At 47.0% G+C, this 14,646-nt stretch carries 13 protein-coding genes; all 13 read right to left on the bottom strand.

What is annotated here, in order from left to right; translation table 11 throughout:
* Positions 1 to 24: 24 nt before the first annotated feature.
* Positions 25 to 1,068 (bottom strand): flagellar motor switch protein FliG, encoded by a 1,044-nt coding sequence (gene fliG / locus L4D76_RS10470; protein WP_428440848.1) that lies wholly within the window; start codon positions 1,066 to 1,068, stop codon positions 25 to 27.
* Positions 1,061 to 2,809, bottom strand: a complete 1,749-nt coding sequence (fliF, locus tag L4D76_RS10465) for a flagellar basal-body MS-ring/collar protein FliF (protein ID WP_428440847.1) — start codon at positions 2,807 to 2,809, stop codon at positions 1,061 to 1,063. Before fliF ends, fliG begins: the two co-directional genes overlap by 8 nt.
* A 14-nt stretch (positions 2,810 to 2,823) precedes the next feature.
* On the bottom strand, positions 2,824 to 3,135 hold the full coding sequence (gene fliE / locus L4D76_RS10460; protein WP_428440846.1) for a flagellar hook-basal body complex protein FliE: 312 nt from the start codon (positions 3,133 to 3,135) through the stop codon (positions 2,824 to 2,826).
* A gap of 120 nt (positions 3,136 to 3,255) precedes the next feature.
* Positions 3,256 to 4,692, bottom strand: a complete 1,437-nt coding sequence (locus L4D76_RS10455) for a sigma-54-dependent transcriptional regulator (RefSeq protein ID WP_428440845.1) — start codon at positions 4,690 to 4,692, stop codon at positions 3,256 to 3,258.
* Positions 4,689 to 5,777 (bottom strand): sensor histidine kinase, encoded by a 1,089-nt coding sequence (locus L4D76_RS10450; protein WP_428440844.1) that lies wholly within the window; start codon positions 5,775 to 5,777, stop codon positions 4,689 to 4,691. The genes L4D76_RS10455 and L4D76_RS10450 overlap by 4 nt, the downstream gene beginning before the upstream one ends.
* Before the next feature lie 141 nt (positions 5,778 to 5,918).
* Positions 5,919 to 7,376 carry a sigma-54 dependent transcriptional regulator gene (locus tag L4D76_RS10445; protein WP_428440843.1) on the bottom strand — a complete coding sequence of 486 codons (1,458 nt, stop codon included), beginning with the start codon at positions 7,374 to 7,376 and terminating at the stop codon, positions 5,919 to 5,921.
* 250 nt (positions 7,377 to 7,626) lie between these two features.
* On the bottom strand, positions 7,627 to 8,031 hold the full coding sequence (gene fliS / locus L4D76_RS10440; RefSeq protein ID WP_428440913.1) for a flagellar export chaperone FliS: 405 nt from the start codon (positions 8,029 to 8,031) through the stop codon (positions 7,627 to 7,629).
* Between the two features lie 15 nt (positions 8,032 to 8,046).
* A complete protein-coding gene (locus L4D76_RS10435; RefSeq protein ID WP_428440842.1) occupies positions 8,047 to 8,331 on the bottom strand; it encodes a flagellar rod protein FlaI in 285 nt (94 codons plus the stop codon).
* 18 nt (positions 8,332 to 8,349) lie between these two features.
* Entirely contained in the window at positions 8,350 to 9,723 is a 1,374-nt protein-coding gene (gene fliD, locus L4D76_RS10430; RefSeq protein ID WP_428440841.1) for a flagellar filament capping protein FliD, read from the bottom strand.
* A gap of 24 nt (positions 9,724 to 9,747) precedes the next feature.
* Positions 9,748 to 10,182, bottom strand: a complete 435-nt coding sequence (locus L4D76_RS10425; RefSeq protein WP_428440840.1) for a flagellar protein FlaG — start codon at positions 10,180 to 10,182, stop codon at positions 9,748 to 9,750.
* Between the two features lie 80 nt (positions 10,183 to 10,262).
* On the bottom strand, positions 10,263 to 11,411 hold the full coding sequence (locus tag L4D76_RS10420) for a flagellin (RefSeq protein ID WP_428440839.1): 1,149 nt from the start codon (positions 11,409 to 11,411) through the stop codon (positions 10,263 to 10,265).
* Between the two features lie 581 nt (positions 11,412 to 11,992).
* Positions 11,993 to 13,138 carry a flagellin gene (locus tag L4D76_RS10415; protein ID WP_428440838.1) on the bottom strand — a complete coding sequence of 382 codons (1,146 nt, stop codon included), beginning with the start codon at positions 13,136 to 13,138 and terminating at the stop codon, positions 11,993 to 11,995.
* 316 nt (positions 13,139 to 13,454) lie between these two features.
* On the bottom strand, positions 13,455 to 14,645 hold the full coding sequence (gene flgL / locus L4D76_RS10410) for a flagellar hook-associated protein FlgL (RefSeq protein WP_428440837.1): 1,191 nt from the start codon (positions 14,643 to 14,645) through the stop codon (positions 13,455 to 13,457).
* Between the last annotated feature and the right edge of the window lies 1 nt (position 14,646).

The raw sequence follows: 14,646 nt of genomic DNA, 5'->3' as shown, positions 1-14,646 counted from the left end.
AACCTATGACTGGAGTTCATTCGCTTACAGGAATTCATCAGCACCACCGTTACCTGCGAGCATTAATTCACCGGCATCGGCTAAGCGACGGGCGATAGAAAGAATTTCTTTCTGCGCAGCTTCCACATCGGCCACACGAATAGGACCCATTGCCTCCAGATCGTCTTGCAGCATTTCTGCCGCACGTTTTGACATATTACGGAGAATTTTCTCACGCAGGGTATCATCCGCACCTTTAAGGGCTTTCTGCAACAGATCTTGCGGTACGTCACGCAGTAACAACTGGATCCCGCGATCGTCCACTTCAGAAAGGTTTTCAAACACAAACATTAGATCTTGGATTTGAGTTGCCATGTCCTCGTCATTTTCGTGGATCTGATCCATCAACAAGCCTTCGACATTATTATCGAGGTAGTTCATGATTTCAGCCGCTGCTTTCAAGCCGCCAATTTTGGCAGCCTGAGTACCAGCCTGACCGGCAAACTGTTTCTCCATGATGTCATTCAGTTCATGCAGTGCTGCTGGCTGAACTTCTTCAAGATTGGCAATACGCATCATCAGATCAAGCCGCACGCGCTCTGGGAACTGAGACATAATTTCAGCAGATTGCTCAGGCTCCAGATATGACAGCACGATCGTCTGGATCTGCGGGTGCTCGTTAAGAATAATACTGGCAACCTGGCGCGGATCCATCCATTTCAATGAATCCAGCCCCCGGGAACCACTGCCCATCAGGATCTGATCTACAAGGTTATTCGCCTTATCTTCACCTAACGCAGCAACCAGGGTATTACGAACAAAGTCTTCGCTGCCCGTACCGATACTGCTGTATTTCTGAATATCCTCAAGGAAATGGCGATGTACTGCAGAGGCCTTCTCCTGGCTCAAATCTGCCATACTCGCCATCGAGCTACCGACACGCTGTACCTGTTTCGGTTCGAGGTGACGAATAATACTGGCCGCATCCTGCTCACTGAGGCTGAGCAATAAGATCGCCGCTTTCTCAGTGCCACTTAAGCTCATGACATCAAATTTTTTATCTTCTGTGGTTGCAACTTCATTAGCCATCTTCGTTTAACCAACCTTTCACTACTTGCACCGCTAAATCTTGCTCATTCGCCACCAACGCTCTGACCGCTTTTAGCAGATCTTCATCTTTATGCAGGTTTGGCAGATCTAAATTACTGCTACTCAATTCAAAACTTTCCATGCCATCGAGCTCTGCACCTATCAAGCCAATACCCTCTTCGCTATTGGCAGGAACCGGTAGGCCATTGGCGTCCAGCGGTGTACCATCTGAGGCCTGATTCGGATACAACAATTTTTTCATTGCCGGACGAACCAGTACAATGATCACGACAATAATCACCAGGGCGGCAGCCAGCCAACGTATCCAGGTATTGAAATTCGGATGATCCCAAATTGGCAAATCAACCAATAGCAGCTCTTCCGGAACCGCAAATGCGACCGAGATGACTTCCAGCAGATCACCCCGTGACTCAGCAAATCCAACCCCGCCCATTAACAACCTGCGAATTTTGACCAAATCAGCTTCACCGACCGGTACCCGGGTAATTTCACCGGTTTCAGGGTTAATCACCTGCTTGTAATTGATCGCCACAGACACGGTCTGACGACTGATCGTGCCAGATTGAGCCCGCTTATGACTAATAGTGGTATCTAATTCAAAGTTACGGGTGGCTTCACGGTGAACGGAGCCGTTGCTTGAACCCCTACCTGACTGCATATCAGCAATATCTTGCGGGATAGAAGCGTCTGCCGGGGGCTGATTACTTAACGCGCCGGGAATGCCCGCAACAATATTGCCGTTATTGTAATCTTCCAGCGTATATTCACTGCGGGTTGATGAGGTCGAGGGATCAAACTTTTTGCGCGTTTCTTCAATCGCGCTGAAGTCCAAGGATATATCAACCTGAGAGGTATAATTCCCTAACCCTAAAACAGGAATTAAGATCGCATCAATTTTTTCACGCAGGGCTTGTTCCTGTTTACGCTCTAATTCGTATTCTTTACGTTTCGCCGTTGCTGCCGGATCTTCCGTGCCCGAACTCAACAGCCGACCATGTTGATCGGTCACTGTCACCCGGGTTGGTTTCAGGCTAGGTACCGCCGTTGCCACCATATCAACAATGGAGTCAACTTCTTGCTGACCCAGCATGCCATTCGATGACAAGGTCAAAAATACCGTTGCTGACGCTTCCTGATTATGACGTACAAACACGCTTTGCTTGGGCATAGCCAAAAGCACCTGGGCTTTGCGTACCTTACGGATCTGTTCAATGGCACGAGCAAGCTGACGTTCCCGACTGAGCTTCAGGCGCTCACGTTCAAGACGCTGAGAAACACCAAAGCCCATATCTTGCAGCAGAATATCATCGCCTTCAGACACTACCGTGTTTAAGCCGGTACGGGTTAAGTCCAGCTTAATTGCAGCAAAATCATCGGCCGGAACGCGAATCGTGTTCCCTTCAAGTTTGTAGTTCACTTGCTTTTGATCAAAATGATCAAGGATCGGAATGAGTTCATCTGTGGAATACGTACCGAGCGGACGCATCTCGGGCTCTTTTATCCACATCACCACCATGACAATTAATGCCACACAGATAGCGACAGACAGCACAAGGATAACCTGACGTAATAAGTCCAGGTTTCCTAACATGCTATCAACACGAGTGGCGCTTTTTTCTTCCGCATCGGGATTATGCAGATCAAGTTCACTGTCTGTGACAACAGGAGCCGGTGCATTTCCCGCTACAGCTAATTCGTGGTTTGGTGTTTGTTCCGACACTAACTATTCCTGGATTACACTGGCATATTCATTAATTGTTTATAAGCGTCCACCAGTTTGTTACGAACCTGTACGGTAGCTTCAAAAGCAACACTCGATTTATTTCTTGCAATCATCACATCAGATAATGACACACTGCGATCCCCTTGATCGAAACGGGTACTGAGATCACTTGATTGTCCCTGAAGCTGATTAACCGACTTCACCGCATCATTAAGCAATGCACCAAAATCGGCACTGACCTGCTGCCCCGTTGCCGGGCGAGAGGCATTTTGAGCTTCCAGCTTCAGGCTTTGCATTTCAGTTTGTAGTCCATTGACTTTCATTGTCTTCCTCGCGCTGTCATTATATTGACGTTGGTGTCGATTATCACTGTTTTTGCTAATTAAATTGCAAGCTTAACGCCAGTTTTATTAATAAACCGTAATAAATCACGATTAATCTAATCAGAGTGGGATCTCAATTCCGGCATCGCGCATTTTGGCTAATTTGTAGCGCAATGTTCGCGGGCTGATACCCAGTTGTTCAGCCACGTCTTTACGTCGGCCTTCACAAGCTTTAATGGTATCGAGAATAATCGTGAACTCCTGCTCGCGCAGTTCATTTCCTAATCCGTCTCGTGACGTTGCAACCGAGACAGGTTCGACATTGGGTAGCTCTGCATTCGATTGTACCTCTGTATGCGATTGCACCTCTGTATGACATTGCACCTCTGTATGAGATTGTACCGCGGTCTGCAGGCTTTGTGCATCCAGCCAGTCCAGTCCTTCTAGTAAAATATGTTCACCTTCAACACTGTGGCTGTCACATAAGATCAATGCACGCTGAATGACGTTATCAAGCTCACGTACATTGCCCGGCCACTCGTATTGCTGCAATTTCACTTGCGCACTCTGGCTCAGTACCGGTACCGGTAACCCTTGTTTCATGCAATGGCGTTCAATGAAATATTTTGCCAGCGGTATGATATCACCTTTACGCTCAGTCAGTGCCGGCCATACTAATGGAAACACATTCAGACGATAATACAGATCTTCACGGAAATGTCCTTGCGCCACATACTGTTTTAAATCGCGGTTACTGGTCGCCAGAACACGGATATCCAGCTTGATGCTTTTACGGCTGCCCAGGCGTTCAACTTCGCGCTCTTGTAACACCCGGAGCAATTTCGCTTGCAGGTTTAAATCCATCTCACTGATTTCATCAAGTAAAATAGTACCGCCCTGCGCCTGCTCAAATTTTCCCGGACAGGCTTGCACAGCCCCGGTAAATGCGCCTTTTTCATAGCCGAATAACGTAGCTTCCAGCATATTATCCGGGATCGCAGCACAGTTAATCGCAACAAATGGGCCTTCACTGCGGCTGGAGTGGTCATGGATATAACGTGACATGACTTCTTTACCGCAGCCGCTAGGGCCAAGTACCATCACATTGGCATCCGTTTTAGCCACCTTCTCAGCTAAAGCGAGTAGTTTGAGACTCTTCTCATCGGCCACAATAGCATGGCTTGACTCACTCTTCACCGGCGCATAACGACTCACCATGTTGAGCAGCACTTCGGGGGCGAATGGCTTAGCCATGTAATCAATCGCCCCTTCTTTCATTGCTGATACCGCATCTTCAATGTTGGCGTAGGCGGTCATTAACAAAACAGGTGTCTTCGGCCAGTGCAGTTTGATATTACGCAATAATCCCAAACCATCCATACCGGCCATCTGTACATCAGAGACGACAATATCAACAGATTTCGATTTTAATGTCAGTAAAGCTTGCTCTGCACTGTCTGCTTCTAACCATTGGTAGCCAGCCAGCGCTAATGTATCAATCAAGGCTTCACGTAAGCCTTCATCATCTTCTACGACTAATACACGGCTTTGATTCATCGCAATTCTCCTAGCGCTGCCTGCTTATAGGCCTGTTGTTCATTGTCCGAACAGGTATTAGCCTGTAGCGGTGCCTGATTTTCCGCCAGGGGTATCTTTAAAGTAAAACACGCCCCGTGACCTAATTCTGACTCTAATAAAAGGTGCCCTTTATGGGCATTTGCCACCATCTGTACCACAGCCAGCCCCAACCCGGTCCCTTGCTGACGAGTCGTAAAAAACGGTTCTAATATTTTCGCTTGCATATCAGCCGCGATACCCGGCCCGTTATCGGTTACCGACAGATAGACATCATTGTTATACCGCGTACAACTCACCGCGACTTTACATTGTTTACCCGACATCTGGATCGCATTGGTGATCACATTACTTAATGCACTGGCTAAGGCATTGGCATTGCCTAAAATCGTCGCACTTTCATCATCGCAATCAATACTGAAGTCGACCTGGTTCGCCACCACCTGCGCTTCCACCATAGGCTCCAGCTCATTGAGCAAGCTGTCGAGGTCAAAGCGATTAACTACCTTGTTATCTCCGCCCTTGGCAAACAGCAACATGTCGTTGACTTGCTTCTCCAGGTCGTGCAGGCGATCAACTAATTTTGTCTGAAAGCGTTGCCGGGTCTGCGTATTCAAATTAGGCGCCGATAAATTAGAGGCATACAGCATCGCACTGGATAAAGGGGTCCGCACTTGATGCGCCAGTGAAGCGACCATTTTTCCCAGAGATGATAATCGCTGCATTTCACTGAAACGGGATTGCAGCAGACGCGTTTCGGTCATATCGGTTATCAAAATCAGCTGACCGGCATCAGAAGCCGAAATCGCTAATTTAACTTTACGTCCACTACGTAAAGACACTTCATGACCGTCATCCTCCTGAGGAGCAAAAGCACGCTGGATCACCGAGAACCAGCGTTCTCCCTCAAGCGGCCCCCCCAACAGGCGGTGGGCCTCCGGGTTTGCTTCACCCACGCACCCCATAGGATCAAGCAAGATCACCCCCGCAGGCATGACATCCAGTACTTGTTTATAACGGCTGATTTGCTGAGTTAGCGTTCCCAGCGGAGATTCGATTTCACCCATGCGATACCTAACAAAAGCGCACAAAATGCTCTATAAAGCATTTTTCATGCCAAATTAAAACCAATAGTATCAGCAGGTTGAATAAGAGGAAAGGATACTGGCGGAGTCAAAAAAATGACACCGCCATAGAAAAGTGACAATTTAACGTAAATCTTCTTTGTTTAAACCATACTTACGCATTTTCTCAACCAGAGTCGTTCGGCGCATACCCAGCATATCTGCAGCACGGGCAACAACCCCCGTCTGAGCTTCAAGTGCCTGGCAGATCATCTCCACTTCAAGTTCAGCCAGCATCTCTTTCAGATTCACCCCTTCCGGAGGCAGATCATTTGAGCCTGACATTTCTTCCTGCTCATCATATGAAGAGACGAACATATCGGCTAATGCTGCGCGTTCCTGATCTTCTGTCGACAGAAAATTTTCTTCTGGCTGGAAGTCAGGAATATGACTATAGCGATATTTCATCGGCAAATGATTCACATCGACCATTTCACCCGGATAGAGGATGAGAAGGCGTTCAACCAGATTCGCCAGTTCGCGAACATTGCCTGGCCAGTCATGCTCCATCAACGAGGTAATCGCCCGCGGCGTAAAGTGGATTAACTTCGCCCCTTCCGCTTCCATTCTTGCCAGTAGTTCTTGCAGCAACAGTGGCGTATCTTCGATACGTTCACGTAACGCCGGCATTTCGATAGGAAAGACATTCAAGCGATAGTATAAATCTTCACGGAACCTGTTCTCGTGGATCATTGTATCGAGATTACGGTGTGTTGCCGCAATAATGCGGACATTGGTTTTAATGGTTGCATTACCACCCACACGCTCAAAACAACGTTCCTGAAGCACACGCAGTAATTTCACCTGCATCGGCATCGGCATATCACCGATCTCATCAAGAAATAACGTGCCACCGTCAGCCAGTTCAAAACGCCCCTTACGCGAAGCAATCGCCCCGGTGAAGGCCCCTTTTTCATGGCCAAACAATTCACTTTCAAGCAGATCCGGTGGAATAGCACCACAGTTAATAGGCACGAATGGACCGTCGCGACGAGAAGAATGATAATGAATATTGCGCGCGACAACTTCTTTACCGGTACCGGACTCCCCAAGGATCAAAACACTGGCATCTGTTGATGCAACTTGATCTATAAGGTGGCGTACCTCGCTGATGCTTTCACTGCATCCGACCATGCTGCGGAATAACATATTCTTCCGCCCGATCTGAGGCACCTGAAAGGTACGCTTACCAAGAAACTCCTGGCAATGGCGCAGTGCATCGGCTAATTGACCGTAATTTAATGGTAACTCTAACTCACCCACATAGTTGGGCAATCCTGCCAGTTCACGGGCATGATCAGATAAGGCAATCACCGGGATATGGTTATGAATGCGCAAGTAGTCCAGAATTTTCTTAAGTGACTTATTAGAACCAATTTTACCCAGTAAACAGGCACCCCATGCCCTTTCCCAGAGTGGGTTTTCTACTTCATCGGTTGATACAGCTTCATGCTGCTCACCAACAAAGTTAAGAATGACACTGAGGTCATGACGGTGCTGCAGATCGTCATCAATAACGAGGGTCTTTGCTATACCTTGCATAGGACTGATATTGCCTGCCTTTTAAGAATTTTCTATTTTGTGGCGTATTCGAGAGGAACAGCAACCAAAAGTTATGGGCTGCTATTGTAATAAATGCACAGGAGAAGGCAACCGGGGACGCATAAAAGCTGTGACCCCAGTACAAAGGAATAAATAAACTAAGACAGGATTTGGTTAAAATTGGATCTATTCAGCATATTTCTGTAGTTATTTAGCTGTCCTCATTGACTATAGACAATAAGAATAACAACTACACATCAAGCTGAGTCATGTTGTGATAATCCGCCGGGATCTGTTCCCATGCAGATTTGATCTCACGCAACATATCGATCACATCATCAATCGGATCAGGCTTATTCTCCTGGTTTGCCAGGTAAATTTGCTGGATCATGAAGTCATACAATGCATCAAGGTTGGCCGCAATCTCTCCGCCGTCTTCCATCGACAGGCAGCTGCGTAAGCTAATAATTATATCTAGCGCTTTACCCAAACGCTCACCTTTTACAGCAATAGAACCTTGCTGCATCGCTGCTTTACCCTGGATAAGGCGTTCTATTGCACCACCCATTAACATCTGAATCACCCGATGAGGAGATGCCGACGTTAACTGACTGTCTACTGAGACTCGTTTATAAGCCTGTAGCGATCCTCTCATTGCCATTTTATTACCTTACCGAAATTTATTATAAACCTGCATCGAGCGTTGCCCGTGCTGTAGTCGTTGTAGTTGACTTGCTGACATATCTCTGTGGTGACGGATCCGCGCAAGCAAACACGTCGTCCGTTCAACCGCAGCCTGCCACTCATCTTTATTTAAGCGTTCAGGCTCAGCCATCAACTGTCGTAAAAGAGACTCACGTTGCTGCAATAACTGTTGCAACTCATCAGAAGCAACGTCACCTTCAACAGCTAAAATCGCCTCCAGTTCATTGTCTAACTGATTTAAACGTTGCATAAAGGCTCTCTTTCATCATTACATCTGGGGCATCATGCTCATCATAGAGCCAAGCTGACCCTGCATTTTACCCATTGCTGAATCCATCGCCGTAAATTGGTCATGCGTGCGCTGCTTAACACTATCCATACGGCGATCAAGGTTAGCCTGTTCAGTATTCAGTCGCATCACTTGGTCGTTCAAACTATTCTCACGGCCTCTGATACTCCCAGTCGTTCCCGTATAACTATGGATAAGATCTTCAATACGACGAGCAAAACCATTTCGACTATTGAAAAACTCGCCGACATCGGCAAAGTTTTTCTCAAGCTGTTTATCCAGCATATCGTAATCAATTTCTAACCGACCCGCCATGGTGGTGGTAATGCCCAATTCACTCAAGGTTGAAATCGAATCTGGTGCATCTTCTATCGGCGTAGCAAAAGCACCACGAAGCTGGCTTGTCACCGAACGTACAATGCTATCACCCACTAGCGGGCCTTTCTCTTGTGTTTGTGGATCAAATTTAGCTAATTGCTGCGACAAATCAAAAAATTGATTATAGGCATTAACAAACTGCTCGATAGAACCACCGACACGATCTCGATCATAACCGACATCAACGGTGACATCGGGAGTTTCCGCGTCATCGGTCAGCTGAATTAAATTAAGATCAACACCTTGAATTGCATCTTCAATCACATTGGAACTGCTGGTTACAACAGCAAGCCCATCGATCAATACCCGCGAATCCGCTGCTTTTTGCATTTCACTCATCGAGTTCACGTCATGGTTAGTATTAAAACCAAACTTTTGCAGTGTACTAAATGGTGGCGCATCCACTTTTACTTTAATGGTATTGTCTTCGCCGCTCTTATCTGACGCTAACACTAAACGGGCCCCCGTATCATCTTTGATGATAGACGCCATCACCCCTGAATTTGATGGATGCCGATTTATCAACCGCACGACATCAAGGATTTTACTTTCATCTTCCGGAATATCGACAGTAAATTGAGAGCCGCCAAGGCCAATAGACAGTTTGCCCGCTCCCATTTTTTCTTTTTCATCAAAGGAGCTGGAAACAATTTTGTGGGATTCTGCAAGTTGTTGAACGTTAACCGTATACTTACCAGGAATAGCTTCATGGGAAGCGGTGGCGGTTAAAACGTCAGTGTCATCAGAGCTCGCCATTCGTGTAGACAATGTATTATTACGACGAAAGTCCGACATTAGATTTTTCATTTCATCTAATGATCCTTTCAGACGACCATATGCACTTAAATTAACATCAACTTGATCACGTTGCTGATTAATTCGAGCTTCTTTAGGTGCTCGCTCAGACGCCACGAGCTTATTAACCATGCTGTTAATATCAAGACCTGAAGCAGTGGCTGTTGCGCCTATGTTCATTGACTACCTCAAATGATGCCAGGGTTACACTTTCGTCGTTACCAGCCCCCCGGAATGCGATGCTAGCTGCCGGGAAAGTTCTAACATATCTTCATCAGGGATCTGTCTGACCACATCGCCACTACGTTTTTCATAGATAGTGACAACATTACGTCCAGATTCTTCATCGATACGAAATGCCAGCCCTTTATTCAGCGTGCCGACAAACTCTTCGATTTTTTCAACCATTTTCTCAAGCTGTTCGCGTTGGATCTCACCGTGCTTTTCCAGCGCTGCGGATTGCTCCACCCGACGTGCGTCCGTTTTACCTTTATCACTGCTGTGATCAAGGTTTGCTGGATTAACGGGGTTAGATGCTGGCGGCAAGCCCTGAGAATCGTCTAAAATACTAGCAACATTTGTGCCATTTCTTGATAGCGGTGAGGGCTGAGATGAAGTTGATACGGGTTTCATATCCATGATCATTCACCTTCTTACTTTTCTGAAAGCTGCATATAGCAGAAAACGGCAAGGGAAGACCCTTGCCGTTTTTAGTGGAATTAACCTAGTAGGCTTAGTGCAGCTTGTGGCGCTTGTTTTGCTTGCGCAAGAATTGACGTCGCAGCCTGAGAAAGGATCTGGTTCTTCGTCATATTCGTTGTTTCTTTCGCGAAATCAGTATCACGAATACGGCTGTTAGAGGCTGATACGTTTTCGTTGACGTTATCTAAGTTGTTGATGGTGTGGCTCAGACGGTTCTGAGATGCACCCAACTTTGCACGGTCAGAGTCAATTTGCTTCAGGGCGTTATCAAGCACGGCAACGGCTTCTTGTGAGCCTCCAACCGATGTTACATCGATCTTCTGAACAGAAGCGCCACCCGCACCGGCTGCTGCATCAGCCATACCTAGCGCAGCCGTTGTTTTCCCGCCTTCAAACTTAATAGCGGTATCTGAATCAGAAACAACCTGTAGCGCTAGCTTTTCAACATCATTACCATTTGCATCTTTTTCAGTAATCGTTGCAACAGAGGCATTCACGCCATCAACACGACCGTTGATCTTGGTCGCAAGCTCTTCAATGTCATCGCCTTCTTTCATCTGAACAGCTGTGCCATTGATTTTAAGATCTTCACCGGCCATCTCTTTAGACACTTTCCAGTCCGAACCAACGCCAGCCGTGCCTTTCGCCGCGGTGCTATTCATCGCATCGGCACGAGTATCAGTTAAAGAAAGCTGTACCGCTTCACCTGAATCGGCACCGACCTGGATAGAGCGGCTGCCAAACGTGCCGTTCATCAGTTTGGTACCACCAAAAGAAGTGGTTTCGGCGATACGGTTTATTTCGTCTTTCAGTGCGGTCACTTCTTCTTGAATGGCGACACGGTCATCAGCGGAGTTAGAACCGTTGGAAGACTGTAGTGACAAGTCACGCATACGTTGCAAGATACTAGTCGTTTCCTGCATCGAACCTTCAGCAGTCTGCGCCATAGAGATACCGTCGTTGGCGTTACGTACCGCCACATCCAGACCACGGCTCTGAGTCATCAAACGGTTAGAGATTTGCAGACCCGCCGCATCATCTTTCGCGCTGTTGATCTTGCTACCCGTCGCTAAACGCTCCATTGATTTACCTGAAGCTTCAGTCGCCTGGCCTAAGTAACGCTGAGCGGTCATTGCAGAAACGTTAGTGTTTACTGAAACAGCCATAATGTATCTCCTTAAGTATTCAAAATGGCTTGACCAGCCCAGCCGGCAAAACCTTGTTATTCTTAGTACATGAGTTGTAACGGCATGCTCAGGAAAACCTTTACGTTTTTTTTTAGAAAATTTTGAAAACCGCAAGAAATGTGATCAAGTTAATAAAAATCAACTCGATAATGGAAAAAAGGGGTTCTGGGGTTCTGCTCTAAAATCACTTCCCCATATCAAGCTGTTTGCTCTTCCTAGATACTCGAAACTAAATACTCGCCCCTATACTTCCATAGAACCTTAGGTTCATAGGACCGTTCTTTCCATACAGGACCATAGGTCCGCTCTTCCTGCTCTTCCCATAGGGCCTTAGGTTCATAGGACCGCTCTTCCCGCCTTTCCTAGAAACTAGAAACTAGAAACTAGAAACTAGAAACTAGAAACTAGAAACTAGAAACTAGAAACTAGAAACTAGAAACTAGAAACTAGAAACTAGAAACTAGAAACTAGAAACTAGAAACTAGAATAAATTTTCTCCAGACAACAAAAAACGGCAAGAGATTGCCCCCTTGCCGTTTTGTTATTTCTGAACAGGAATGTTATTGCAGCAGCGTCAGTGCTGCCTGTGGCACCTGTTTTGCCTGAGCCAGGATCGAGGTACTTGCTTGTTGCAAGATCTGATTCTTAGCCATTTCCGTCGATTCTTTGGCAAAGTCTGTATCACGGATACGGCTGTTCGAGGCCGATACGTTTTCCGAAACATTGGCCAGGTTATTGATGGTATGGCCCAGACGGTTCTGTTTGGCACCCAGATCCGCACGCTGGCTGTCGATGTACTTCAGGGCAGCATCAATCGTACCTACGGCTTCCTGAGCACCGCCAACCGTGCCTACATCAACTTTTTGTACCGTGATTGGCTCACTGGCTGAACCACCGAACAGATCCACACTTCCGCCAGCCGCATCTTTACCTTGTGCGAGCTTTGTTGTGCCATCAATGCTGACAGCCCCATTTTCCGAGAATAGCTGAAGCTCACCCTTGTCGCTGACAGAGGCTACAACAGCGGTTTGCTGGCCGTTAATACGCGTCGCCACCTCTTCAATATCATCGCCTTCAATCATATTGACTGAAACAGGATCCGTTAAGCCCGCAACACTAAGGTCCAGTTTATCGCCCGCAGCCGCTTTCCAGTCAGCATCCGCCATCCCTTTTGCCTTGATGATATCTCCACCCATGCGCGAGTCATCGGCACGAACACTGGTCAGGCCCATGATGATCGCTTCACCGGAATCCGCACCGATCTGGAACGCCGCTTCGCCAAACTGACCATTCAATAACTTACGGCCACCAAAAGAAGTGGTTTCAGCGATACGGTTCAGCTCGTCCTGCAACGCTGAGACTTCTTGCTGAATTGCCACCCGGTCATCATCTGAGTTCGAACCGTTGGAAGACTGCAGTGACAGATCACGCATACGCTGCAGAATACTGGTGGATTCCTGCAATGCACCTTCTGCCGTCTGGGCAATCGAAATACCGTCATTGGCGTTGCGCATGGCAACATTCAGACCGCGTGTTTGCGCCACTAAACGGTTGGAAATCTGCAGACCCGCGGCATCATCTTTTGCACTGTTGATCTTGCTGCCCGTAGATAGACGCTCCATCGATTGGCTAAGCTCACCAGATGCTTTATTCAGGTAACGCTGCGCAGTCATGGCAGACACGTTGGTGTTTACAGTTACACCCATTTTGCTCTCCTTTGACTTTCGCTTTCAAGCGAAACAGCCTACCCGCAACGATCAGTTCAAAAGACAATGAAGCGGGGCCAGCTATAATTTAATTTATTGGCAATTAATTTGCCACCAGACAAAATAAAGCAAACAACGTGCCAAGATTAAAACTATTATATAACAGTACGTTAGTGACAGGGAGGCAACATTGGCACATAAAGGCGGCAATAAAATGCCTTTTAATACCAATCGGTATAAGAGGCCGTATTCAAAAAAGAAAAGCCTTTGCATCTACAAAGGCTTTTCATTCCTATACCCAAACCATTTAGGACAATTAAATATAATTAAACAGGTTCAAATCTTTCGTTTTGGCAAAGGCTTGCTGTGATGCCTGCAGTGCCATCATGTTTTCATTTAGCTCAATGACGGCAGTGGCATAATCTAAATCTTCCAGGGTGCCGCGAGCCTGGCTCATCACGATCTTAAAATCCTGGTGCATATCTTCCTGACGATCTAAGGTTTGCAGACGGGTACCCACCTCTGAACGCGTTCGGTTTATATGCTTGAATGCTTGTGACAGCTCCTCTGCGACCTGATGCAATTCGGCGCTGGATGAGGCATCCGAAACATCTTTATCCGCCAGCTCAATACCTCGCTTAAAGGCATCGAAAACGCTGACATGCTCCTGGCGATTCAACGCCAGGCTATCGCCGTCGTTAATATCGCCTTCCAGGTCAATTTGTAGTGTTCCCCACTGGATCCCGGTTTGTGGATCAAAAGGAGCACTGTTAACTAACGTGCCATTTTGAAAAAGTTCGTATGACGTCCCAGAGCCGGACGCTGAAAACTCCACCCGATATTCAGACTGATCAGTATCATTGCTATTGCGAGCCTGCGATAACAGCAACAATGAGCCGCTCTGCAGATCATAATCAGCCTGGTAGTCACCATACGGGTTGGCAACTTCCATGAAAAGTTTATCTCCGGCATCATTTACCGGAACATCAACCGAAGGGGCCACTTTTGCCATCCGCTGATAACTGTCACCGGCGTAGGTCACATTGCCACTATTATCTCGGAAAAAAGGCTGCTGGCTGTATTGGGTGCCGGCAAAAACAAAATTACCTGACTCATCTTTGCTGTTGACCAGATTCATAAATGAATCGTATAAACCCTGCATATCCTGTTTATGCGCGATACGGTCATCACCAGACAGTGAACCGTTGACCATCATCATGGATTTACGTTTTGCCTCATCCAGCAGGTTTTCAACTTCAGCGACTGCGGTTTCTTCATTGTTCAGGCGATTTCTCGCCATGGTAATACTTTTAATCGACTGATCTATCAGGGTGTTCTGTTGATCGAAGTTCTGGATATAGATGGATGAGACAGGGTCATCGCCTGCCGTCAGCAGACGTTTGCCCGATGCTAATTGCTGGTGGTTTTCCTGAACCTTCACTTGCTGACGATTCATATCGTTGGCCACAGAGCGATAATTATGGAAGCTGGCAACACGGCTAATCATG

The sequence above is a fragment of the Photobacterium sagamiensis genome (genome assembly GCF_050337085.1).
Taxonomy (GTDB): domain Bacteria; phylum Pseudomonadota; class Gammaproteobacteria; order Enterobacterales; family Vibrionaceae; genus Photobacterium; species Photobacterium sagamiensis.
This window is presented reverse-complemented; position numbering and strand designations above follow the sequence as displayed.

Bases quoted from the DNA above. Each gene is read 5' to 3' on its own strand.
- L4D76_RS10445 (WP_428440843.1), bottom strand. From the start codon at position 7,376: ATGCAAGGTATAGCAAAGACCCTCGTTATTGATGACGATCTGCAGCAC.
- fliG (WP_428440848.1), bottom strand. From the start codon at position 1,068: ATGGCTAATGAAGTTGCAACCACAGAAGATAAAAAATTTGATGTCATG.
- fliS (WP_428440913.1), bottom strand. From the start codon at position 8,031: ATGAGAGGATCGCTACAGGCTTATAAACGAGTCTCAGTAGACAGTCAG.
- L4D76_RS10420 (WP_428440839.1), bottom strand. From the start codon at position 11,411: ATGGCTGTTTCAGTAAACACTAACGTTTCTGCAATGACCGCTCAGCGT.
- L4D76_RS10455 (WP_428440845.1), bottom strand. From the start codon at position 4,692: ATGAATCAAAGCCGTGTATTAGTCGTAGAAGATGATGAAGGCTTACGT.
- fliD (WP_428440841.1), bottom strand. From the start codon at position 9,723: ATGAACATAGGCGCAACAGCCACTGCTTCAGGTCTTGATATTAACAGC.
- fliE (WP_428440846.1), bottom strand. From the start codon at position 3,135: ATGAAAGTCAATGGACTACAAACTGAAATGCAAAGCCTGAAGCTGGAA.
- flgL (WP_428440837.1), bottom strand. From the start codon at position 14,645: ATGATTAGCCGTGTTGCCAGCTTCCATAATTATCGCTCTGTGGCCAAC.
- L4D76_RS10425 (WP_428440840.1), bottom strand. From the start codon at position 10,182: ATGGATATGAAACCCGTATCAACTTCATCTCAGCCCTCACCGCTATCA.
- L4D76_RS10450 (WP_428440844.1), bottom strand. From the start codon at position 5,777: ATGGGTGAAATCGAATCTCCGCTGGGAACGCTAACTCAGCAAATCAGC.
- L4D76_RS10415 (WP_428440838.1), bottom strand. From the start codon at position 13,138: ATGGGTGTAACTGTAAACACCAACGTGTCTGCCATGACTGCGCAGCGT.
- L4D76_RS10435 (WP_428440842.1), bottom strand. From the start codon at position 8,331: ATGCAACGTTTAAATCAGTTAGACAATGAACTGGAGGCGATTTTAGCT.